This is a genomic window from Streptomyces sp. NPDC054786 (assembly GCF_053611685.1).
In genome coordinates, this window is the sequence record NZ_JBSHAW010000002.1 from 224,381 (window position 1) to 244,549 (window position 20,169).

Sequence of the window (20,169 nt, forward strand, 5' to 3'; positions counted from 1 at the left end):
TTCTTCAGGGGCGATGCGCTCCTGAAGGTCAGGCGCCGGAGATGCCTGCGGGACCGGTCATGGAGGACGCGGGGACCAGACGGTGGCGGGCCCGGCCCATGAGTTCCTCGCGTTCGTCCTCCGTCAGGCCGCCCCACACCCCGTAGGGCTCACGGACGGCCAGCGCATGCGCCGCGCACTCGGCCCGTACCGGGCAGCGCATGCACACCTCCTTCGCCGATGTCTCACGCGCGCTGCGGGCCGCTCCGCGCTCACCCTCGGGATGGAAGAAGAGCGAGCTGTCCACACCGCGGCAGGCGGCGAGCAGCTGCCAGTCCCAGAGGTCTGCGTTCGGGCCCGGGAGGCGGGAGAAATCTGCCATTGCTTGTCCCCTCGAAGCGGTGCTGATTCGGGCTCGGTGCTCACGACGGTACATCTACTGTCGAAGTAGATGTAAATATGACTCATTGCGAATCTAGTCATAGTCACCATGAAAATGGAAGAAAGAGAGCCAAATAGGGCATAGGGTGCACGCGCGAATGCCGGTCGCCCGATGAGTCGTCTGCGTATCCGGCTCCTCACGGAGCGTGCTGAACTCGGTCGCCGAAGCCGTAACTCTTTCGAGTGACCGTCGTTGAGAGTGCGGAGGCGATTGGCAGAGGTAGCCGTCGGGCAGATGTCCGAGGCCGCCAATCGCACAGGTGACGATACGTACCAGCCTGGAGGCTCAAGGTGACGCGCATCAGCTGCGGAGGGCGGTCATGACATCCGTCCTCGTCTGCGACGACTCCCCGCTTGCCCGAGAGGCGCTCCGTCGGGCGGTTGCGACCGTGCCCGGCGTCGAGCGTGTGACGACCGCGGCCAACGGCGAGGAAGTCCTCCGCCGCTGGGGTGCCGATCGCTCGGATTTGATTTTGATGGACGTACGGATGCCCGGTCTCGGCGGTGTCGAGACCGTGCGCCGGCTGCTGTCCGCCGATCCCGGCGCCCGGATCATCATGCTCACGGTGGCCGAGGATCTGGACGGTGTCGCGCTCGCGGTCGCCGCCGGTGCCCGCGGCTATCTGCACAAGGACGCCTCGCGCGCCGAGCTGCGGGCGACGGTGACCCAGGCGCTGGCCGACCCGACGTGGCGGCTCGCCCCGCGCCGGCTGCGGTCCGCCGAAATGGGTGCCGCGCCGACGCTGACCGCGCGCGAGATCCAAGTGCTGGAGGGCATGAGCCACGGCCGTTCGAACGCCGAGATCGGCCGTGAGCTCTTCCTGTCGGAGGACACGGTCAAGACCCACGCGCGGCGCCTTTTCAAGAAACTCGGCGCCTCCGACCGGGCGCATGCGGTGGCGCTCGGCTTCCGCTGGGGACTGGTCCGCTAAGGCGTTGTGACGTGCAGCGATGCGGGGAGGTGAAGATCCCCGCCCGCCCTGCGGCGGGCGGGGCGGTCGGGTGCCCCGCCAGCCGCCGCGTTCGCCGGCGGTCCGATTCGCCGCGCGGTGACGCATCCTTGAGGCATGGAGTTCCTCGGGGACGGGTCGGTCGGGCACGAGGGGAGGGCGCAGGACATGACAGCCGGCGCACCTGCCGCGCATAACGCTTCAGTGCACAAGTACGGACCTGATGCCGCGGATCGTGGGGCACCAAGGCACCATGGTCCGATGCGTGATGACGGGAAGCAGGAAATCGGCGCTCTCGTCGCACGTGCCGTCGAGGGTGACCAGCGGGCCACCCACGATCTTCTGGCCCATGTGCATCCCCTCGCCCTGCGCTACTGCCGCACCCGGCTGTCGAGGCTGCCGGGTGACGCCCGGCACTTCGTCGAGGACCTGGCGCAGGAAGTGTGTGTCGCGGTGCTCTGTGCGCTGCCGCGCTACCGCGATACCGGCAAGCCCTTCGAGGCGTTCGTCTTCGCCATCGCCGGCCACAAGGTCGCCGATCTGCAGCGGGCCGCGATGCGGCATCCGGGCAGCACGGCCGTGCCGTCCGACGAGATGCCCGAGCAGCCGGACAACTCCCTCGGCCCCGAGGAGCGGGCGCTGCTGAGCAGCGACGCCGAATGGGCCAAGAAGCTGCTGGCGAATCTTCCGGAGAATCAGCGTGAGCTGGTCCTGCTGCGGGTCGCCGTCGGGCTGACGGCCGAGGAGACCGGGCAGATGCTGGGGATGTCGCCCGGGGCGGTACGGGTCGCCCAGCATCGTGCGCTGAGCAGGCTGCGGGCGCTCGCCGAGCAGTAGCAGATCCTCGCGCGGGCGGCGGTATATCGCCGTAGAAAGCCACAAGTGACAAGGCCCTCATCGCTCGTGGAATGGGACACTTCATTAGGCCGTTAGCATGGGAGTCCGCGCTGAGGCAAGAGCATTGGGGAAGGTGTCATGAGTGACAACGTCGACGGTATGCCCGCCAAATTCGCCATGCTCGGGCTGACATACGACGACGTGCTGCTGCTGCCCGGTGCGTCGGAGGTGCTGCCGAACGCGGTGAGCACCGCTTCCCGGGTCTCGCGCAACGTCGCGGTGAACATCCCGCTGCTGTCCGCGGCGATGGACAAGGTCACCGAGGCACGGATGGCCATCGCCATGGCGCGGCAGGGTGGCGCGGGCGTACTGCACCGCAACCTGTCCATCGAGGACCAGGCCAACCAGGTCGATCTGGTCAAGCGCTCCGAGTCCGGCATGGTCACCGACCCGATCACGGTCCGCCCGGATGCCTCGCTCGCCGATGCCGATGCGCTGTGTGCCAAGTTCCGCATCAGCGGGGTGCCGGTCACCGACGCCGCGGGCAAGCTGCTGGGCATCGTGACCAACCGCGACATGGCCTTCGAGATGGACCGCAGCCGGCAGGTCCGCGAGGTCATGACGCCGATGCCGCTGGTCACCGGCAAGGTCGGCATCTCCGGCGAGGACGCCATCGAGCTGCTGCGCCGCCACAAGATCGAGAAGCTGCCGCTGGTCGACGACGCGGGCGTGCTCAAGGGCCTGATCACGGTCAAGGACTTCGTCAAGGCGGAGAAGTACCCGAACGCCGCCAAGGACGCCGAGGGCCGGCTGGTCGTCGGTGCGGCGGTGGGCGTCGGCGACGCCTCGTACGACCGGGCGCAGGCGCTGGTCGAGGCCGGTGCCGACTTCCTCGTCATCGACAGTGCGCACGGCCACAGCCGCGGCATCCTCGACATGATCGCCAAGGTCAAGTCCAACATCAGCGTCGATGTCGTCGGCGGCAATGTCGCCACCCGTGACGGCGCCCAGGCGCTGATCGACGCCGGTGCCGACGGCATCAAGGTCGGCGTCGGCCCCGGCTCCATCTGCACCACCCGCGTCGTCGCCGGCGTCGGGGTGCCGCAGGTCACCGCGATCTACGAGGCGGCGAAGGCCGCGAACGCCGCGGGCGTGCCGCTGATCGGTGACGGCGGTCTGCAGTTCTCCGGCGACATCGCCAAGGCCATCGCGGCCGGCGCGGACACGGTCATGCTGGGTTCGCTGCTGGCCGGCTGCGAGGAGTCGCCCGGCGAGATGGTCTTCATCAACGGCAAGCAGTTCAAGTCGTACCGCGGCATGGGCTCGCTGGGCGCGATGCAGTCCCGCGGCCAGGGGCGGTCCTTCTCCAAGGACCGCTACTTCCAGGACAACGTCCTCTCCGAGGACAAGCTGGTCCCCGAGGGCATCGAGGGCCAGGTGCCCTACCGCGGCCCGCTCTCCTCGGTCGCCCACCAGCTCGTCGGCGGCCTGCGTGCCTCCATGGGTTACGTCGGCTCCGCCGACATCCCCGAGCTCAAGGAGAAGGGCCACTTCGTCCGCATCACCTCCGCGGGCCTCAAGGAGAGCCACCCGCACGACATCCAGATGACGACCGAGGCGCCCAACTACTCGCGTCGCTGAGATCCCTCGGATCGGGGGGTCGGATGACCACTGAGGCGCGTCACTACACACGTCGCTAGCACGGCCCTACCGTGAAGCCCGCGGCCGCTCCCCGGCCGCGGGCTTCGGTGTGTCGGGGATACTGGAATCGCAGACGTAGAGGGAAAGGCCACACACGTGACTGAGATCGAGATCGGGCGCGGCAAGCGCGGCCGCCGGGCATACGCATTCGACGACATCGCCGTCGTACCCAGTCGCCGCACCCGCGACCCGAAGGAGGTCTCGATCGCCTGGCAGATCGACGCCTACCGTTTTGAGCTGCCGTTCCTGGCCGCTCCCATGGACTCGGTGGTCTCCCCGCAGACCGCGATCCGTATCGGTGAGCTGGGCGGCCTGGGCGTCCTCAACCTGGAGGGCCTCTGGACCCGGTACGAGGACCCGGAGCCGCTGCTCGCCGAGATCGCGGAGCTGGACGGCGCCACCGCCACCAAGCGGCTCCAGGAGATCTACGCCGCGCCGATCAGGGAAGAGCTGATCGGGCAGCGGATCAAGGAGGTGCGGGACGCGGGCGTGGTGACCGCCGCCGCGCTGTCGCCGCAGCGTACGGCGCAGTTCTCCAAGGCTGTCGTCGACGCGGGCGTGGACATCTTCGTGATCCGCGGGACCACGGTCTCCGCCGAGCACGTCTCCTCCGCGGCCGAGCCGCTGAACCTCAAGCAGTTCATCTACGAGCTGGACGTCCCGGTCATCGTCGGCGGCTGTGCCACGTACACCGCCGCGCTGCACCTGATGCGTACGGGCGCGGCCGGTGTGCTGGTCGGCTTCGGCGGCGGCGCCGCGCACACCACGCGGAACGTCCTCGGCATCCAGGTCCCGATGGCGACCGCGGTCGCCGATGTCTCGGCCGCGCGCCGCGACTACATGGACGAGTCCGGCGGCCGCTACGTCCACGTCATCGCCGACGGCGGGGTGGGCTGGTCCGGCGACCTCCCGAAGGCGATCGCCTGCGGCGCCGACGCCGTGATGATGGGCTCCCCGCTGGCCCGTGCCACGGACGCGCCCGGCCGCGGCCACCACTGGGGCATGGAGGCCGTGCACGAGGATGTGCCGCGCGGCAAGCGGATGGACCTCGGTGCGGTCGGCACCACGGAGGAGGTGCTGCTGGGGCCGTCCACGGTCCCCGACGGTTCCATGAACTTCTTCGGTGCGCTGCGCAGGGCGATGGCGACGACGGGGTACTCGGAACTGAAGGAATTCCAGCGGGTCGAGGTGACCGTCGCGCCACGGCGCTGAGGGTTCCCACGTTGCCGGGTGACCCGCCGTTTTTGTTTCTGTTGTTCTTTTCCCGCCTTTGGCGGGGGCGGGTGGGGTTGTGGGGTGGGGCCCGGTCTGGGTGGTGGGTGCCGGTGGCGGAGCCTCCGGGGTGGGTGTGCGGACTGCTGCGCTTTACGTCCGCACACCACCCCTGCGGCCCCGCCCCCTCTGTCCGTTGTGGGCCTCACCCCGGTGGGGAGCAGGAGAAAACCAAAAACCAGAAGCTCGGCCGCACCACGACGCGGCCGAGCTTCTGCGCGGGCCGCTGCCGGTGGACGGCGGGCTGCTGGTCACCAACGGGGAGTTGCTCAGGGCGTTGCGGGAGGAGTGAGCGGACGCCGCGGGGGGCTCAGCCGGTGTGGAGCATCAGGCCGATGCCTATGACCATCAAGCCTGCCGCGGCGATGCGGGGGGCGCCGAAGCGTTCCTTGAAGAAGAGGGCGCCGATGGCGGCGCCGACGATGATGGACGACTCGCGCAGGGCGGCGATGGGGGCGAGCGGGGCGCGGGTCTGGGCCCACAGGACCAGGCCGTAGGCGAAGACGGAGAGCACACCGCCGGCCAGGCCGCGCAGGGCGATGGGGCGCAGCTCGGTGAGGAGTTGGCGGCGGCGGGTGGCGAGCGCGTAGACGGGGATGACGATGCCTTCGAGGATCATCAGCCAGGCGATATAGCCGAGCGGGGTGCCGGAGGCGCGTACGCCCAGGCCGTCGACGGTGGTGTACGAGGCGATGGACAGGCCGGTGGCGAGGGCGGCGACGAGGGCCGGCCAGTGCGGCTTGGTGCCGGAACCCCGGATGCCCCAGAGGGCGACGCCCACCAGCCCGGCGGAGGCCAGGGCGACACCGGCCAGTGCCCAGCCGTTGGGGACCTCGTGGACGAAGACGGCGGCCAGGACCGTGACGACCAGCGGCGCGGTGCCGCGGGCGATGGGGTACATCTGGCCGAATTCGCCCAGGCGGAACGACTGCATGAGCAGGGCCTGGTAGACGATGTGCAGCACCGCGGAGGCCGCGAGGAAGGGCCAGGCACCGGCGGCGGGCAGCGGGGTGACGGCGGCCATGGCGAGGCCGCAGAGCGCACCGCCGCCGCCGACCAGGGTGAAGGCCAGGAGCTGGTCGCGTATGCCGTGGGCGATGGCGTTCCAGCTGGCGTGGGTGATGGCGGCTATCAGGACGGCCGCGACGACGAGCGGGGTCACGCGGTGCGCTCGCGCACGTCCACGACCCGGCCCTGGGCGTACTCGATCAGGGCCGCGGGGTCGAGCGGGAAGACGGCGTGCGGGGTGCCGGCGGCGGCCCAGACCGTGTCGTGCGCGAGCAGTCCGCGGTCGGCCAGCACGCGGGTGCGGGTGCGGTGACCGAAGGGCGGTACGCCCCCGATGGCGTAGCCGGTGGTCTCGCGGACGAGACCGGCGTCGGCGCGGCCGACCTGTGCGGCCCCGAGTTCCGTGCGTACGCGCTCCACGTCGACGCGTGCGGCGCCGTCCACCAAGACCAGGACCGGCTCCCGGTCCGCCGTGAAGATCAGCGACTTGACGATCTGGGCGAGGTCGCAGCCGATGGCCGCGGCGGCCTCGGCGGCGGTGCGAGTGGCCTCGGGGAAGCCGCGGACGTCGACGGTCAGGCCCAGTTCGGCGAGCGCTTCGGCGAAGCGGGGGTGAGCCGTGGCGTGGGTGGTTTCCGGGGTGGTGCCGGACCGGGAATCGCTCATGGCCCGCACGCTAGCGAAAGCTGTACGGGCCATGCGAACGGAATCCGGTCGATGAGATGAGAGGTACCCCGACGGGTGCCCCGCCTCGTCAGCCGGCGGTGAGGATGGCGCGGACCACCGGGCCCGCGTTGGAGCCGCCGTGGCCGCTCGCCGGGACGACGGCCGCCGCGGCGAGGTCGTCGCGGTAGGCGGAGAACCAGGCGTTGGGCTTCTTCTGGTTGTCGACCTCGGCGGAGCCGGTCTTGGCGCCGACGTCACCGCCGACCCCGGCCATCGCCTCGGCGGCCGTACCAGAGGTCGCCGTCAGCTTCATCAGCGACTTCAGGCCGCTGAGGGTGGCCGGCTTCATCGTGCGGGCGGCCTTGGCGAGCGTCCGGTGGTCCAGCGACGGCGAGACGATGTACGGCTGGTGGAAGGAGCCGGCCCGCACCGTCGCGGAGAGCGAGGCGACATTGAGCGGGTTCATCCGCACCCCGCCCTGGCCGATCAGCGAGGCCGCCATCTGGGCGTCGTGCTGCACGGGCACCGCGCCGTCGAAGGTGGGGATGCCGGTCTGCCAGTTCAGGCCGATGCCGAAGGCGTCCCGGGCCTCGTTCGTCAGATCGTCGTCGTTGAGGTCCTTGGCCTGCGAGATGAAGGCGTTGTTGCAGGACGCCGCGAAGCTCTGCGCGAAGGTGCCGTGCTTGATCTCGGACTTGTCGAGGTTTTGGAACTTCCAGCCGCCGACCGTCACGTACTTGGGGCACGGGTGCGGCTTGTTCGGCGAGGTCAGGCCCTTGTCCATGAGCATCGCCGAGGTCACGATCTTCATCGTCGAGCCGGGGGCCAGCGACCCCTGGGTCGCCATGTTGAAGCCCTTCTCCGGGGAGTTGGCCAGCGCCAGGATCTCGCCGGTGCTGGGCTTGACCGCGGCCGCGGAGGCGGACTTCTTGCCCTTGACCGCCTGCTCGGCCGCCGCCTGCAGCTTGGCGTCCAGGGTGGTCTTGAGCGTGCCCGGCGTGCCCTTGGAGAGCACCTTCAGCGTCTTGTCGGGCAACTGGTCGGCCGGCTTGGCGCTCTTGGCGCGGTGGATGAACAGCTCCACACCGGGCTTGCCGTCGGTCTTGTCGCCGTACTTGTCCCGCAGGCTGTCCAGCACCCCGGCCAGCGCCGGATGCGCCTCGGGGGTCAGCGCGGCGCCGTTGCGGTCCACGGCCTTGATCGGCGGCGCCTCGGCCTCGCCCGTACGCAGCTCGTCGCCCTTGGCGAGGCCCGGGTGCAGCATCGTCGGCTGCCAGGCGATCTGCGGCTTCCCGGTGGTCTTGTCGCGCTGCACGGTCGTCGAGGTGCGGTACGAGTAGGCCGCCTTGGTGCCCTTGAAGTCGATCTGCGCGGCGACGGTGTACGGCACCTTGCCGCCCGTCGGCGTGCCCGGCGTCAGGGTCGTCTTCGAGAACCGCGCCTGCTTGCCGAGGGACTCCAGCGCGCTCTTGCACTTCTCCGGGTTGTCCGTCAGCCCGGCCGCCTTGGCCGCGTCGCCGGACTGCCAGGCGGTCAGGAACTCCTGTGACGTCGTCCGGACTTCCTTGGCCGACACCGGGCCGGTCGGCACCTTGGTCCCCTTGTCGCCCGACTTGCCGTCCGCCGACCTGACCGCCTGCGGCGACTCGTCCGAGCCGCCGAACAGCGTGAAGCCGCCCACGACTCCCGCGACCAGGGCCACCGATCCGCCGATCAGCCCGTACTTCACCTCACGGCGCATGCCACCGATTCCCTCCCAGAGCCTCGTCCTTGGATACGCACACAAGAACGTGCCTCGCACTCTAAGGGACACGGGGAGGTCGCGAGTCTCGATCAGGGCACGGTCCGGTGACGCGCTGTTGTACAGCTGTTACAGAGTTGTCGAACTGGCGCCGGACCGCCCCTGATCGCCGGACCGGCGCCGGCGGCTCACACCCAGGTGTCGAACCACATCCGGTTGTGCCAGGCCGACTTCGGGATCGGCATACCCGTATAGACCGGATAGAAGTAGATGAAATTCCACACAATCAGGAGCACCAGGACGCCGGCGCCGACCGCACCGATCGTGCGGCGGCGCTCGGTCGAGCCCGGCGGACCGATGAGCGCGCCGATCATCATCGCCAGCGCCAGACACAGGAACGGGACGAACACCACCGCGTAGAAGAGGAAGATGGTCCGCTCCTGGTAGAGGAACCACGGCAGATAGCCGGCCGCGACCCCGCAGACGATCGCCCCGGCCCGCCAGTCGCGCTTGAACAGCCAGCGGTAGAGGACATAGAGGAGCGCGAAGCAGGCCGCCCACCACAACAGCGGGGTGCCCAGCGCCAGCACCTCGCGGGCGCAGCCCTCGGCCGCCGTGCAGCCGTCCTGGCCGGCCTTGGGGTCCTCGTAGAAGTACGAGACCGGGCGGCCCAGGACCAGCCAGCTCCACGGATTGGACTGATAGGTGTGCGGTGTGGTCAGTCCGGTGTGGAAGGAGTAGACCTCGGTCTGGTAGTGCCACAGGCTGCGCAGCCAGTCCGGCAGCCAGGTCCAGCCGCCCGTCCGGCCGTCCGGTGTGGTCGCCCAGTCGCGGTAGTAGCCGCCCTTGGTGGCGAGCCAGCCCGACCACGACGCGAGATATGTGGCGACGGCGACGACGACGGTGGCGCCGAAAGCGGGCAGGGCATCGCGGCGGACGACCGAGCGGAACGGGTGCCGGGCGCCTGCCGTACGGCGGGCCGCGACGTCCCACAGCACCGACATCAGGGCGAACGCCGCGAGGTAGTAAAGGCCGTTCCACTTCGTCGCGGCGGACAGGCCCAGGCACAGCCCGGCCGCGAGCCGCCACGGGCGCAGGCCCAGCCGCAGCCGGTCGCCGACCGCGGCGTCCGGGCGGGCCAGGGAGTCCGGGCCGAGCGGCAGCGCCGCCGCCAGCCGGGCCCGGGTACGGTCCCGGTCCACCAACAGGCAGCCGAACGCCGCCACCACCCAGAACATCACGATCAGATCGAGCAGCGCGGTCCGGCTCATCACGAAGTGCAGACCGTCCACCGCCAGCAGGGCGCCCGCCAGACAGCCCAGCGCCGTCGACCGCATCAGCCGGCGGCCGATCCGGCAGATCAGCAGCACCGAGAGGGTGCCGAGCAGCGCCACCATGAACCGCCAGCCGAAGGGGTTCATCCCGAACGCCCACTCGCCGAGCGCGATCAGCCACTTGCCCATCGGCGGATGGACGACATACGAGTGCTCGGGCGAGAGCAGGAGCTGCGGCGGATGCCCGACCAGCGCGTCATTGGCGTTCTTGGCCCAGGTGCCCTCGTAGCCGTACTGCAGCAGCGACCAGGCGTCCTTCGGGTAGTACGTCTCGTCGAATATCACCTTCCGCGGGCTGCCGAGGTTCCAGAACCGCAGCACCCCGGCGAACAGCGTCACCAGCAGGGGACCTGCCCAGCCCGACCAGCGTGCCAGCCGGGCCGCGGCGTCCGGGCCCGCGCCGAACACCGCCCACAGGCGACCGCTCGGCTCGGGGAAGGCGGGGACCAGCCGCGCGCTGACATCGGCCCGCGAGCGGACGGGATACCCGAAGCGGCGCAGTCGCCGCTGCCACACGGGGGGCTGCCCGGCCGGCTCCGGGGCGTGCTGCGCGGCGGCGTCCGTCGCGGTGGTGTCACTCGTCACCCGGCCCATCGTAGGGAAGCCGCCTGTGGACCGGTGGGGAGCGCCACCGCGGGAGACCGACGGATCGGGGCGCGGCGGCGTCCTGGGAGGATGGGCAGGTGACTGGAACGCTGGTACTTGCAGGGACGCCCATCGGGGAGATCGCGGACGCGCCGCCGCGGCTCGCCACCGAGCTGGCCGCCGCCGACGTGATCGCCGCCGAGGACACCCGGCGGCTGCGCCGGCTGACCCAGGCGCTGGACGTCCAGCCCTCCGGGCGGGTCGTGTCGTACTTCGAGGGCAACGAGGCGGCGCGGACACCCGAGCTGGCCGACGCGCTGGCCGGCGGGGCACGGGTGCTGCTGGTCACCGACGCGGGCATGCCCTCCGTCTCCGACCCCGGCTACCGGCTGGTCGCCGCGGCGGTCGAGCGCGGCATCAAGGTCACCGCCGTACCGGGCCCCAGCGCGGTGCTCACCGCGCTGGCCGTCTCCGGTCTGCCGGTGGACCGCTTCTGCTTCGAGGGGTTCCCGCCGCGCAAGGCCGGCGAGCGGCGCTCCCGGCTGCGCGAGGTCGCCGACGAGCGGCGCACCCTCGTCTACTTCGAGGCCCCGCACCGTCTGGACGACACCCTCGCCGCGATGGCCGAGATCTTCGGTGCCGACCGGCGCGCCGCGGTGTGCCGTGAGCTGACCAAGACGTACGAGGAGGTCAAGCGCGGGCCGCTGGGCGAGCTCGTGCCCTGGGCGGCCGAGGGGGTACGCGGCGAGATCACCATCGTCGTCGAGGGCGCCCCGGAGAGCGGGCCGCAGGATCTGGACGCCGACGAGCTGGTGCGCCGGGTGCGGGTCCGTGAGGAGGCCGGGGAGCGCCGCAAGGAGGCCATCGCCGCGGTCGCCGCGGACGCCGGGCTGCCCAAGCGGGAGGTCTTCGACGCGGTGGTCGCGGCGAAGAACGCCGAGAAGGCCCCGGCGAAGAACGCCGCGAAAGACCCCGCGAAGAATTGATGCGCGGCGCCGGGCGAAAAGCGACTCATCAGAAGGTAAACGGCTGACCGGAAAGGTAAAGCGCAGGTCGGCGCGTTGAGGTGATTTTCCTACCGTCGGCCAAATCTGGGCCAATAGCGTCGGTGAAGGGCTGCGCTGTGCGCGCCGAAGGCGTCCACTGGACGAGGGACGAACGGTTCCCGAAGACCTTGTCCAGCGGACAAGAGGAGCGCACATGAGCGAGTTCGCCAAGACCACCGGCATTTCCACCACCGGCGCAGAGCACCCCCTTCCCCGGCCCGACGCCGCCGCGCACGAGGCGTATGCCTTCGCCTGCATGCGGTGCGGCCACGGCTGGGAGCAGGCGTACGAGATAGTCCACCAGGTCGACGGCAAGGGTGCGACCCATGTCGTCTACTACGCGGACGGCGAGCGGGTCCCGTCCCCGCTGACCTGCCCCACCTGCCGGAACTGCGGCAGCAACGTCGTACGCATCATGCGCTCCGGCCAGGTCTCGATGGTCTCCGACGCGATCGCGAGCATGCATCAGCGCCAGCACGGCAGCGAGAAGAGGAAGGAACCGGCCCCCGGGGCGGACCCGGACCGCGCCGGCGGCACCGCCGAGGACCCCGGACGCCACCACTGGCACCTCTCCGACCTGCTGCACCCCTTCCAGCACCACCGCAAGTGAGGTCCGCGCCACGGCCCTCGTAGGATCGCGGCCATGGCACCGCAGGACAAGAACACCCCGCCGCCGCTGCCCGAACCGCTTCGGGTGGCGGTCGCGGATTCGCACACCCACCTCGACATGCAGGAGAGCACCGTCGAGGAGGCGCTCGCCAAGGCCGCCTCCGTCGGAGTGACCACCGTCGTGCAGGTGGGCTGCGACCTGGCCGGTTCGCGCTGGGCCGCCGATACCGCGGCCGCGCACGAGAGCGTGCACGCCACCGTCGCGCTGCACCCCAATGAAGCCCCACGGATCGTGCTGGGCGACCCCGATGGCTGGTCGCGGCAGGGTGCCCGCCAGGCGGGCGGCGACGCCGCGCTCGATGCCGCGCTCGCCGGGATCGACGAGCTGGCCGCGCTGCCGCAGGTCCGCGGCGTCGGCGAGACCGGTCTCGACCACTTCCGTACGGGGCCCGAGGGCATGGCCGCCCAGGAGCGGTCCTTCCGCGCGCACATCGAGATCGCCAAGCGGCACGGCAAGGCCCTGGTCATCCACGACCGCGAGGCGCACGACGATGTGCTGCGGATCCTGCGTGAGGAGGGCGCCCCCGAACGGGTCGTCTTCCACTGCTACTCCGGCGACGCCGAGATGGCCAAGGTCTGCGCCGCGGCCGGCTACTTCATGTCCTTCGCCGGCAACGTCACCTTCAAGAACGCCCAGCCGCTGCGCGACGCCCTCGCCGTCGCCCCGCCCGAGCTGGTCCTGGTCGAGACCGACGCCCCCTTCCTGACTCCCGCCCCGTACCGCGGACGGGCCAACGCCCCGTACCTCGTTCCGGTCACGCTGCGGGCGATGGCCGACGTCAAGGCCATGACCGAAGACGCACTGGCCACCGCCATCGCGGCGAACACGGCGCGTGCCTTCGGCTACTGAAAGGGCCGCCACCGTTGCCCGGACCGGCCGCTGACGGCCTCGCGGCCCTGCCGCGGGACCCCCGGCGTCCCCCGATGTGGCCACTTTCCGTATCGGACCGACTTTGGAGAGTCACCGACACTCCGCTACATTCCGGCCGTCAACCGCATCCCGTGGCATGTGGAGCGCGCCGTGAGTCATTCGCAGAGCAGCCACCGCGCCGCGCGCGGCCGTCGTAGACGCCGCGCCGAACGCCCCGAAGCGCTGCGCCGGCTGCTGCCCCGGGCCCTGGTCGTCGCCTTCCTCGCCGGCGGCACCACCGCCTTCATCGCGCACGACAAGGCGGTCCGGCTCACCGTCGACGGCACCCCGCGCACCCTGCACACCTTCGCCGACGACGTCGACGATCTGCTGGCCGACGAGCACCTCGGCATCGGTGCCCACGACCTCGTCGCGCCCGCCCCCGGCACCGGACTCAGCAGCGGTGACGAGATCGTCGTCCGGCACGGCCGCCCGGTCGTGCTGACCATCGACGGACAGCGCCGCCAGGTGTGGACCACCGCGGACACCGTCGCCGGCGCGCTCCACCAGCTCGGCGTACGGGCCGAGGGCGCCTATCTGTCGGCCTCCCGCTCCCGGCGGATCGAGCAGCACGGCATGGAGCTGGCGGTACGCACCGAACGCTCGGTGGTCATCGTCGCCGACGGCCGCGAACACCGGGTACGCACCAATGCCGCCACCGTCCGCGAGGCGCTGGCCGAGGCCGGCCTCGCGCTGCGCGACCAGGACACCACCTCGGTGCCGCCGGACAGCTTCCCGCGCGAGGGCCAGACCGTCTCCGTGCTGCGGATCACCGGCTCCAAGAAGGTCCGCGAGGAGCCGATCCCCTTCCGTACGGTCCGGCGGACCGACCCCGGGCTGGCCCGCGGCACCGTGGCGGTCGTCCAGCAGGGCCGGGCCGGCGTGCGGCGGGTCACCTACCGGGTCCGCACCGTCAACGGCGTCAAACAGAAACCGAAGCGGCTGCACACCGAGGTCGTGCACGCCCCGCGCCCGCAGATCGTGCACCTCGGTACCAAGGAGCTGCCGCTCTCCGTGCGCGGCGCCGACCACCTCGCCTGGCATGCGCTGGCGCAGTGCGAGGCGCGCGGCCGGCCGGGCGCCGTCGATGCCTCGGGCACCTACGGCGGGCTCTACCAGTTCGACGTCGCCACCTGGCGGGCCCTCGGCGGCCGCGGCCGGCCGCAGGACGCACCCTCCCGGGAGCAGACCTACCGGGCCAAGAAGCTCTACATCACCCGGGGGGCGAGCCCGTGGCCGGTCTGCGGCCGTAAGCTTCACGGGTGAACGAGCGCAGCGAGGGTTTGGCATGAGCAAGAGCACCACCGACGATTCCGGTCCCCTGCTGGGCGCCGCCGAGATCCGCGAGCTGGCCGCCGCGCTGGGTGTCCGTCCCACCAAGCAGCGCGGCCAGAACTTCGTCATCGACGCCAACACCGTCCGCCGGATCGTGCGGACCGCCGAGGTCCGGCCCGAGGATGTCGTGGTCGAGATCGGCCCCGGCCTGGGCTCACTGACCCTGGGGCTGCTGGAGGCCGCCGACCGGGTCATCGCCGTCGAGATCGACGAGGTGCTGGCGGCCGCGCTGCCGTCCACCGTCGCGGCCCGGATGCCCGAGCGCGCCGACCGCTTCGCGCTGGTGCACAGCGATGCCATGCACGTCACCGAGCTGCCCGGCCCCGCGCCGACCGCGCTGGTCGCCAACCTTCCCTACAACGTCGCCGTGCCGGTGCTGCTGCACATGCTCGCGACCTTCCCCACCATCGACCGCACCCTGGTCATGGTGCAGTCCGAGGTCGCCGACCGGCTGGCCGCCCGCCCCGGCAACAAGGTCTACGGCGTGCCGTCGGTGAAGGCCAACTGGTACGCCGAGGTCAAGCGGGCCGGCGCCATCGGCCGCAACGTCTTCTGGCCCGCGCCCAACGTCGACTCCGGTCTGGTCTCCCTCGTCCGGCGCGACAAGCCGGTGGAGACCTCGGCGAGCCGTGACGAGGTCTTCGCCGTCGTCGACGCGGCCTTCGCACAGCGCCGTAAGACACTGCGGGCCGCGCTGTCGGGCTGGGCCGGCTCGGCCGCCGCGGCCGAGGCCGCGCTGGTCGCCGCGGGCGTCTCGCCGCAGGCCCGCGGTGAGGCGCTGACCGTCGAGGAGTTCGCGCGGATCGCCGAGCACAAGGGACCGGGCGGGGCGCCCGGCATCCGGCAGGCAGGGGGAGCCACCGCATGACCGAGACGACCGCCACCTCGATCACCGTCCGGGTACCGGCCAAGGTCAACGTCCAGCTGGCCGTCGGCGCCGCCCGCGCGGACGGCTTCCACGACCTGGCGAACGTCTTCCTCGCCGTCGGCCTCTACGACGAGGTCACCGCCACCCCCGCGGACACCCTGCGGATCACCGCCGAGGGCCATGACGTCGACCAGATCCCGCTGGACCGGACGAACCTGGCGGCCCGCGCCGCCGAACTGCTCGCCGCCCGCCACGGCATCGAGCCGCACGTCCACCTCCACATCACCAAGGACATCCCCGTCGCCGGCGGCATGGCGGGCGGCAGCGCGGACGCCGCCGGCGCCCTGCTGGCCTGCGACGCCCTCTGGTCCACCGGCGCCACCCGAACCGAACTCCTCGACATCTGCGCCGAGTTGGGCAGCGATGTGCCGTTCAGCCTGGTGGGCGGCGCGGCCCTGGGCCGCGGCCGCGGCGAGCTGCTGACCCCGCTCCCCGTCGGGGGCGCCTTCCACTGGGTCTTCGCGGTCGCCGACGGCGGGCTGTCCACCCCGGCCGTCTACGGCGAGTTCGACCGGCTGACGGCCGGGACCGAGGTCCCGGAACCCGAGGCCGCCCCCGAGCTGCTGGCCGCCCTGGAGTCCGGCGACGCCACCGCGCTGGCCGCGGCCCTCACCAACGACCTGCAGTCCGCTGCGCTCTCGTTGCGTCCGTCCCTGACCGCGACCCTGGAAGCCGGCACCGCCGCCGGCGCGCTGGCCGCGCTGGTCTCCGGCTCCGGGCCGACGACCGCCTTCCTGGTCAAGGACGCCGAGTCGGCACCGCAGGTGGCGCAGGCGCTGCTGGCGTCCGGGACCTGCCGCGCGGTGCGGGTGGCGGACTCACCGGCGCCGGGCGCGACGCCGGTGTAGCCGGCGTCTCAGACGGCGGACGCCAGCACTCCGGCCACCAACTGCCCGGCCCGCAGGGCGTGTTCCGCCGCCGTCGGGCGGCAGCGGTTCAGCGCGGGGTCGTACTCGGTCATGATCACGCCGGCATGGTCGGTCTCCGGTTCCTGGCAGGTCACCGGCAGGCCCGCGGTGCGCAGCGCACCGGCGAGGTCGCGCGAGAGGCCTGGGTCCACGACGGAGTCATGGGCCCCGTGGACGAGATGGACCGGTACGCCCGGGGCCAGACCCGCGGCGAGGTCGTCGAGCGGAACGCTCCCGGTGGTGCGGGCCGCGAGGTCATAGCGCCCCGCCAGGCCCACCACCGCCGCCGGCCGCCGGCCGTCCGCCACCTCGGGCCGCAGTGCGACGCCCAGCGCGGCCGGCGCACCGGCCGACCAGCCGGCGAGCACGAACGACTCCCCGTCGCCGCCCAGCCCGCCCGCTTCCTTGCGGGCGAACGCCAGCGACTCCAGCAGCTGGGCCCGGCCGCCGTCCGCGGCGTCCGAGCGCCAGTCCGGTACGAGGACCAGCAGCCCCTGCGCCGCCGCCGTCCGCGCCAGCGGTTCGAGAACGTCGCGCTCGTCGGGCCCGATGCCGTGCCACAGCAGCACGGTCGGCGCCGGCCGGGATGCCTCCGCCGGACGGTGGGCGTCCAGCTGTTTGCCGCTCGGGCCGTACACCAGCCCGCGTTCCGTCACCGCTGCCATGTCCCTGTCGGATGCCATGGCGGGCACGGTATCCAACCCGGCCCGCGGCGCCTCAGCCGCCCATGAGGATCAGCGCGGCCAGCCAGCCGAGCACCAGCAGGCAGAGCGCGGCGAGCACCGTCGCCGGGCGCCGGAGGGCCAGGCCCCGAACCGTCAGCAGCACGGACGAAGCGGCGGCGAGTACCGGGATGTACACGACGGCCCGCTGGCCGCCGGCGGAACAGATGATGCGGGTGTCACCGACGAAGCAGCTGTCGCTCGCCATCACCAGCATCGGCGCGGTCAGCGCGGTGAGCCCGGCCAGCCCCACCAGGATCGTGCCGACCAGAAAGCGGAGCACGAAGGAGCCCACGTCGGACCGGGGCTCGTCGAGCGGCGGGAGAGCGGCCGGTGCTTGGTCATTGCCCATGTGGGGACGGTATGCCCACCGGGCGCCGCTGCCATCGGTAGACGTACTCACCCCGTACTCATGTGTCGCGTCTGCCCGGCCGCCGATGGGGGATCTCCGGCACCGGGCGGGGCCCTTCCCTGCGCCGACTAGGCTGGGAAGGTCGATCGATCTGAAGTGCAGGAGCGGAATGGCCACGAACCTCGTCAATCTGGAAGCCGTCGGCAAGGTGTACGGAACCCGTGCCCTGCTCGACGGTGTCTCGCTCGGCATCAACGAGGGGGACCGGATCGGCGTCGTCGGACGCAACGGGGACGGCAAGACCACCCTGATCCGGATCCTCGCCAAGCTGGAGGACCCGGACAACGGCCGGGTCACCCACAACGGCGGCCTGCGCCTCGGTGTCCTCACCCAGCACGACTCCCTCGACCCGGCCGCCACCATCCGGCACGAGGTCATCGGCGATCTCGCCGACCACGAGTGGGCCGGCAACGCCAAGATCCGCGACGTGCTGACCGGTCTCTTCGGCGATCTGCACCTGCCGGGCTTCACCCAGGGCCTGGACACCGTCATCGGTCCGCTGTCCGGCGGTGAGCGCCGCCGCATCGCGCTCGCCAAGCTGCTGATCGCCGAACAGGACCTGATCGTCCTCGACGAGCCCACCAACCACCTGGACGTCGAGGGCATCTCCTGGCTGGCCGGCCATCTGCGTGCCCGCCGCTCCGCCCTCGTGGTCGTCACCCACGACCGCTGGTTCCTCGACCAGGTCTGTACGCGGATGTGGGACGTCCAGCGCGGCGATGTCCACGAGTACGAGGGCGGCTACAGCGACTACGTCTTCGCACGGGCCGAGCGGGAGCGGATCGCCGCCACCGAAGAGGTCAAGCGGCAGAACCTGATGCGCAAGGAGCTGGCCTGGCTGCGGCGCGGCGCCCCCGCCCGCACCAGCAAGCCCCGCTTCCGCATCGAGGCCGCCAACGAACTGATCGCGGACGTCCCGCCGCCCCGCGACAACGCCGAACTGATGAAGTTCGCCAGCTCGCGACTGGGCAAGACGGTCTTCGAGCTGGAGGACGTCAGCATCCAGGCGGGCCCGAAGCTGCTGCTCAAGCATCTGACCTGGCAGCTGGGCCCCGGCGACCGGATCGGCCTGGTCGGCGTCAACGGCGCCGGCAAGACCTCGCTGCTGCGGGCGCTGGCCCAGGCGGCCTGGACGCAGGGCGAGACGCAGCCCGTCGCCGGCCGCGTCGTCGTCGGCAAGACCGTCAAGCTGGCCTACCTCTCCCAGGAGGTCGGCGAACTCCCCCCGACGCTGCGGGTGTTGGAGGCCGTCCAGCAGGTGCGCGAGCGGGTCGACCTGGGCAAGGGCCGGGAGATGACCGCCGGCCAGCTGTGCGAGAAGTTCGGCTTCACCAAGGAGAAGCAGTGGACCCCGGTCGGCGACCTCTCCGGCGGTGAGCGCCGCCGCCTGCAGATCCTCCGCCTCCTCATGGACGAGCCCAACGTCCTCTTCCTCGACGAGCCCACCAACGACCTCGACATCGAGACCCTGACCCAGCTGGAGGACGTGCTCGACAGCTGGCCCGGCTCGCTGATCGTCATCAGCCACGACCGCTACTTCATCGAGCGCACCACCGACCGCGTCCACGCCTTGCTCGGCGACGCCACCCTGCGGATGCTGCCGCGCGGCCTGGACGAGTACCTGGACCGCCGCCGTAAGGTCATCGAGGCCGCGACACCGGTGCCCGCCCAGCAGACCGCGGCCCCCAAGAAGGCCGCCGCCGTCAACCGCGCCGCCCAGAAGGAACTCCAGAAGATCGAGCGCCAGTTGGACAAGCTCGGCGACAAGGAGACCAAGCTCCACGCCCAGATCGCCGAAAACGCGACGGACTTCGAGAAGGTCGCCGGCCTCGACGCCCAGCTCCGCGAACTGAGCACGGAGAAGGACGAGCTGGAGATGCGGTGGCTGGAGTTGGCGGAGGAGGCGTAGCGGGACGGACGGGGCGGCGGCTCCTGAAGCGCCGCCGATCACCGTGTTGGTCACCGTGGGAAAGCGACGTGGTGACCACACGGTGATCGGTGGCACTTTCAGGGGAGGTGCTCTACGTGCGACGGCGAGGAGCTACCCCAGCGGTTTCCTGACCTCACTGCGAATCCTGGCCGCCTTGTCGGCGAATTCCTGAAGGTCGACGGACCGCGGATCCTTGGCCAGCTGCGCCGCGTCGGTTTCGGCGACATTCCCGCTCGTGCTGGAATCGGCCCAGACGCAGAACGGCAGGGTGACCTTCTGTCCCATCTCCGTCCGCACATCCACACCGCAGGAGAGCGCATCTCCGCCCCCGCTGGGTGTGAACTCCTTGTCCGCCACGGCCACTTCCGTCTTACCGTCGCTCGTCATGCCACGGATCGTGTGGTCGACGGTCGTCTCGGGATCGTCGATAGCGCCGTAGAGACCCAGCATCACCAGCGACTTGGTGCCGGACGAGTACTGCCCGCCCGCTGCCTTGATGCCGTGCTCATTGGCCCCGTCATGCGGCACCGCACTGCCGGCCTGCTGGGATATGTCCTTGGCGAGCTTGTACTCCCCGCTTGCCAGTGTTTGCGGCACCGTGATCCGGTACTTCGGCCCGGCGGACCCGCCCGAAGAACTCCCGCCGCCGCGGAACACCCCCGCTGACGCCAGCGTCCCGATCACCAGCACACCGGCAACGGCACCGATGATCCCCCACACCTTCCCGGCTTTCCGCCTGGGCGGTATGGGCGGCGGCATACCGGGCCCGCCGTACCCGAACGGGGGCGCCTGCTG

General features: G+C 71.3%; 19 protein-coding genes. 11 read left to right on the forward strand and 8 right to left on the reverse strand.

Going from position 1 to position 20,169, the window contains the following annotated elements; genetic code table 11:
• Window positions 1-28: 28 nt before the first annotated feature.
• Window positions 29-361 (reverse strand): WhiB family transcriptional regulator, encoded by a 333-nt coding sequence (locus ACWGI6_RS03405; protein WP_453265892.1) that lies wholly within the window; start codon window positions 359-361, stop codon window positions 29-31.
• 379 nt (window positions 362-740) lie between these two features.
• Here ACWGI6_RS03405 and ACWGI6_RS03410 point away from each other — a divergent pair, with 379 nt between their 5' ends.
• The 4 genes from ACWGI6_RS03410 (at window position 741) to ACWGI6_RS03425 (ending at window position 5,120) form a co-directional block, all read left to right on the forward strand.
• Window positions 741-1,352, forward strand: a complete 612-nt coding sequence (locus ACWGI6_RS03410) for a response regulator transcription factor (RefSeq protein WP_003948568.1) — start codon at window positions 741-743, stop codon at window positions 1,350-1,352.
• Window positions 1,353-1,631: 279 nt separating this feature from the next.
• Complete coding sequence (locus tag ACWGI6_RS03415; protein ID WP_393906348.1) at window positions 1,632-2,207, forward strand: sigma-70 family RNA polymerase sigma factor; 576 nt, start codon at window positions 1,632-1,634, stop codon at window positions 2,205-2,207.
• A gap of 138 nt (window positions 2,208-2,345) precedes the next feature.
• Complete coding sequence (gene guaB, locus ACWGI6_RS03420; protein ID WP_453265893.1) at window positions 2,346-3,848, forward strand: IMP dehydrogenase; 1,503 nt, start codon at window positions 2,346-2,348, stop codon at window positions 3,846-3,848.
• Window positions 3,849-4,004: 156 nt separating this feature from the next.
• Window positions 4,005-5,120 carry a GuaB3 family IMP dehydrogenase-related protein gene (locus ACWGI6_RS03425; RefSeq protein ID WP_453265894.1) on the forward strand — a complete coding sequence of 372 codons (1,116 nt, stop codon included), beginning with the start codon at window positions 4,005-4,007 and terminating at the stop codon, window positions 5,118-5,120.
• A gap of 370 nt (window positions 5,121-5,490) precedes the next feature.
• Here the strand turns inward: ACWGI6_RS03425 and ACWGI6_RS03430 are convergent, their stop codons facing one another.
• From ACWGI6_RS03430 to ACWGI6_RS03445, 4 genes are all read right to left on the reverse strand, one after another.
• Window positions 5,491-6,342, reverse strand: a complete 852-nt coding sequence (locus tag ACWGI6_RS03430) for an EamA family transporter (protein ID WP_453265895.1) — start codon at window positions 6,340-6,342, stop codon at window positions 5,491-5,493.
• Entirely contained in the window at window positions 6,339-6,854 is a 516-nt protein-coding gene (locus ACWGI6_RS03435; RefSeq protein WP_453265896.1) for a YbaK/EbsC family protein, read from the reverse strand. Before ACWGI6_RS03435 ends, ACWGI6_RS03430 begins: the two co-directional genes overlap by 4 nt.
• Window positions 6,855-6,942: 88 nt before the next feature.
• A complete protein-coding gene (locus tag ACWGI6_RS03440; RefSeq protein WP_453265897.1) occupies window positions 6,943-8,595 on the reverse strand; it encodes a penicillin-binding transpeptidase domain-containing protein in 1,653 nt (550 codons plus the stop codon).
• Between the two features lie 188 nt (window positions 8,596-8,783).
• Window positions 8,784-10,523, reverse strand: a complete 1,740-nt coding sequence (locus ACWGI6_RS03445) for a dolichyl-phosphate-mannose--protein mannosyltransferase (RefSeq protein WP_453265898.1) — start codon at window positions 10,521-10,523, stop codon at window positions 8,784-8,786.
• A gap of 89 nt (window positions 10,524-10,612) precedes the next feature.
• On the opposite strand from ACWGI6_RS03445, the gene rsmI reads away from it, so the two are divergent.
• From rsmI to ACWGI6_RS03475, 6 genes are all read left to right on the forward strand, one after another.
• Window positions 10,613-11,500, forward strand: coding sequence for a 16S rRNA (cytidine(1402)-2'-O)-methyltransferase (gene rsmI, locus ACWGI6_RS03450; RefSeq protein WP_453265899.1), 888 nt, complete (start codon window positions 10,613-10,615; stop codon window positions 11,498-11,500).
• Between the two features lie 214 nt (window positions 11,501-11,714).
• Window positions 11,715-12,170, forward strand: a complete 456-nt coding sequence (locus ACWGI6_RS03455; RefSeq protein WP_453265900.1) for a hypothetical protein — start codon at window positions 11,715-11,717, stop codon at window positions 12,168-12,170.
• Between the two features lie 33 nt (window positions 12,171-12,203).
• Window positions 12,204-13,079, forward strand: coding sequence for a TatD family hydrolase (locus ACWGI6_RS03460; protein WP_453265901.1), 876 nt, complete (start codon window positions 12,204-12,206; stop codon window positions 13,077-13,079).
• A gap of 171 nt (window positions 13,080-13,250) precedes the next feature.
• Complete coding sequence (locus ACWGI6_RS03465) at window positions 13,251-14,405, forward strand: ubiquitin-like domain-containing protein (protein ID WP_453265902.1); 1,155 nt, start codon at window positions 13,251-13,253, stop codon at window positions 14,403-14,405.
• A 22-nt stretch (window positions 14,406-14,427) separates the two neighbouring features.
• Window positions 14,428-15,342, forward strand: coding sequence for a 16S rRNA (adenine(1518)-N(6)/adenine(1519)-N(6))-dimethyltransferase RsmA (rsmA, locus tag ACWGI6_RS03470; protein WP_453265903.1), 915 nt, complete (start codon window positions 14,428-14,430; stop codon window positions 15,340-15,342).
• Window positions 15,339-16,250 carry a 4-(cytidine 5'-diphospho)-2-C-methyl-D-erythritol kinase gene (locus ACWGI6_RS03475; protein ID WP_453265904.1) on the forward strand — a complete coding sequence of 304 codons (912 nt, stop codon included), beginning with the start codon at window positions 15,339-15,341 and terminating at the stop codon, window positions 16,248-16,250. The genes rsmA and ACWGI6_RS03475 overlap by 4 nt, the downstream gene beginning before the upstream one ends.
• Window positions 16,251-16,258: 8 nt before the next feature.
• Here the strand turns inward: ACWGI6_RS03475 and ACWGI6_RS03480 are convergent, their stop codons facing one another.
• Together ACWGI6_RS03480 and ACWGI6_RS03485 are read right to left on the reverse strand one after the other, a co-directional pair.
• The gene (locus ACWGI6_RS03480) at window positions 16,259-16,993 is read right to left on the reverse strand and encodes an alpha/beta hydrolase (RefSeq protein ID WP_453265905.1); all 735 of its coding nucleotides are present in this window, start codon (window positions 16,991-16,993) and stop codon (window positions 16,259-16,261) included.
• Window positions 16,994-17,027: 34 nt separating this feature from the next.
• Window positions 17,028-17,384, reverse strand: a complete 357-nt coding sequence (locus ACWGI6_RS03485) for a hypothetical protein (RefSeq protein WP_453265906.1) — start codon at window positions 17,382-17,384, stop codon at window positions 17,028-17,030.
• Window positions 17,385-17,553: 169 nt separating this feature from the next.
• Here ACWGI6_RS03485 and ACWGI6_RS03490 point away from each other — a divergent pair, with 169 nt between their 5' ends.
• On the forward strand, window positions 17,554-19,353 hold the full coding sequence (locus ACWGI6_RS03490; protein ID WP_453265907.1) for an ABC-F family ATP-binding cassette domain-containing protein: 1,800 nt from the start codon (window positions 17,554-17,556) through the stop codon (window positions 19,351-19,353).
• Window positions 19,354-19,485: 132 nt separating this feature from the next.
• On the opposite strand, the gene ACWGI6_RS03495 is transcribed toward ACWGI6_RS03490, so the two are convergent.
• Window positions 19,486-20,133, reverse strand: a complete 648-nt coding sequence (locus ACWGI6_RS03495) for a hypothetical protein (RefSeq protein ID WP_453265908.1) — start codon at window positions 20,131-20,133, stop codon at window positions 19,486-19,488.
• Between the last annotated feature and the right edge of the window lie 36 nt (window positions 20,134-20,169).

Bases quoted from the DNA above. Each gene is read 5' to 3' on its own strand.
- ACWGI6_RS03415 (WP_393906348.1), top strand. From the start codon at position 1,632: ATGCGTGATGACGGGAAGCAGGAAATCGGCGCTCTCGTCGCACGTGCC.
- ACWGI6_RS03495 (WP_453265908.1), bottom strand. From the start codon at position 20,133: ATGCCGCCGCCCATACCGCCCAGGCGGAAAGCCGGGAAGGTGTGGGGG.
- ACWGI6_RS03445 (WP_453265898.1), bottom strand. From the start codon at position 10,523: ATGGGCCGGGTGACGAGTGACACCACCGCGACGGACGCCGCCGCGCAG.
- ACWGI6_RS03435 (WP_453265896.1), bottom strand. From the start codon at position 6,854: ATGAGCGATTCCCGGTCCGGCACCACCCCGGAAACCACCCACGCCACG.
- rsmA (WP_453265903.1), top strand. From the start codon at position 14,428: ATGAGCAAGAGCACCACCGACGATTCCGGTCCCCTGCTGGGCGCCGCC.
- ACWGI6_RS03405 (WP_453265892.1), bottom strand. From the start codon at position 361: ATGGCAGATTTCTCCCGCCTCCCGGGCCCGAACGCAGACCTCTGGGAC.
- ACWGI6_RS03410 (WP_003948568.1), top strand. From the start codon at position 741: ATGACATCCGTCCTCGTCTGCGACGACTCCCCGCTTGCCCGAGAGGCG.
- ACWGI6_RS03440 (WP_453265897.1), bottom strand. From the start codon at position 8,595: ATGCGCCGTGAGGTGAAGTACGGGCTGATCGGCGGATCGGTGGCCCTG.
- guaB (WP_453265893.1), top strand. From the start codon at position 2,346: ATGAGTGACAACGTCGACGGTATGCCCGCCAAATTCGCCATGCTCGGG.
- ACWGI6_RS03490 (WP_453265907.1), top strand. From the start codon at position 17,554: ATGGCCACGAACCTCGTCAATCTGGAAGCCGTCGGCAAGGTGTACGGA.
- ACWGI6_RS03485 (WP_453265906.1), bottom strand. From the start codon at position 17,384: ATGGGCAATGACCAAGCACCGGCCGCTCTCCCGCCGCTCGACGAGCCC.
- ACWGI6_RS03475 (WP_453265904.1), top strand. From the start codon at position 15,339: ATGACCGAGACGACCGCCACCTCGATCACCGTCCGGGTACCGGCCAAG.
- ACWGI6_RS03460 (WP_453265901.1), top strand. From the start codon at position 12,204: ATGGCACCGCAGGACAAGAACACCCCGCCGCCGCTGCCCGAACCGCTT.
- ACWGI6_RS03480 (WP_453265905.1), bottom strand. From the start codon at position 16,993: ATGGCATCCGACAGGGACATGGCAGCGGTGACGGAACGCGGGCTGGTG.
- ACWGI6_RS03455 (WP_453265900.1), top strand. From the start codon at position 11,715: ATGAGCGAGTTCGCCAAGACCACCGGCATTTCCACCACCGGCGCAGAG.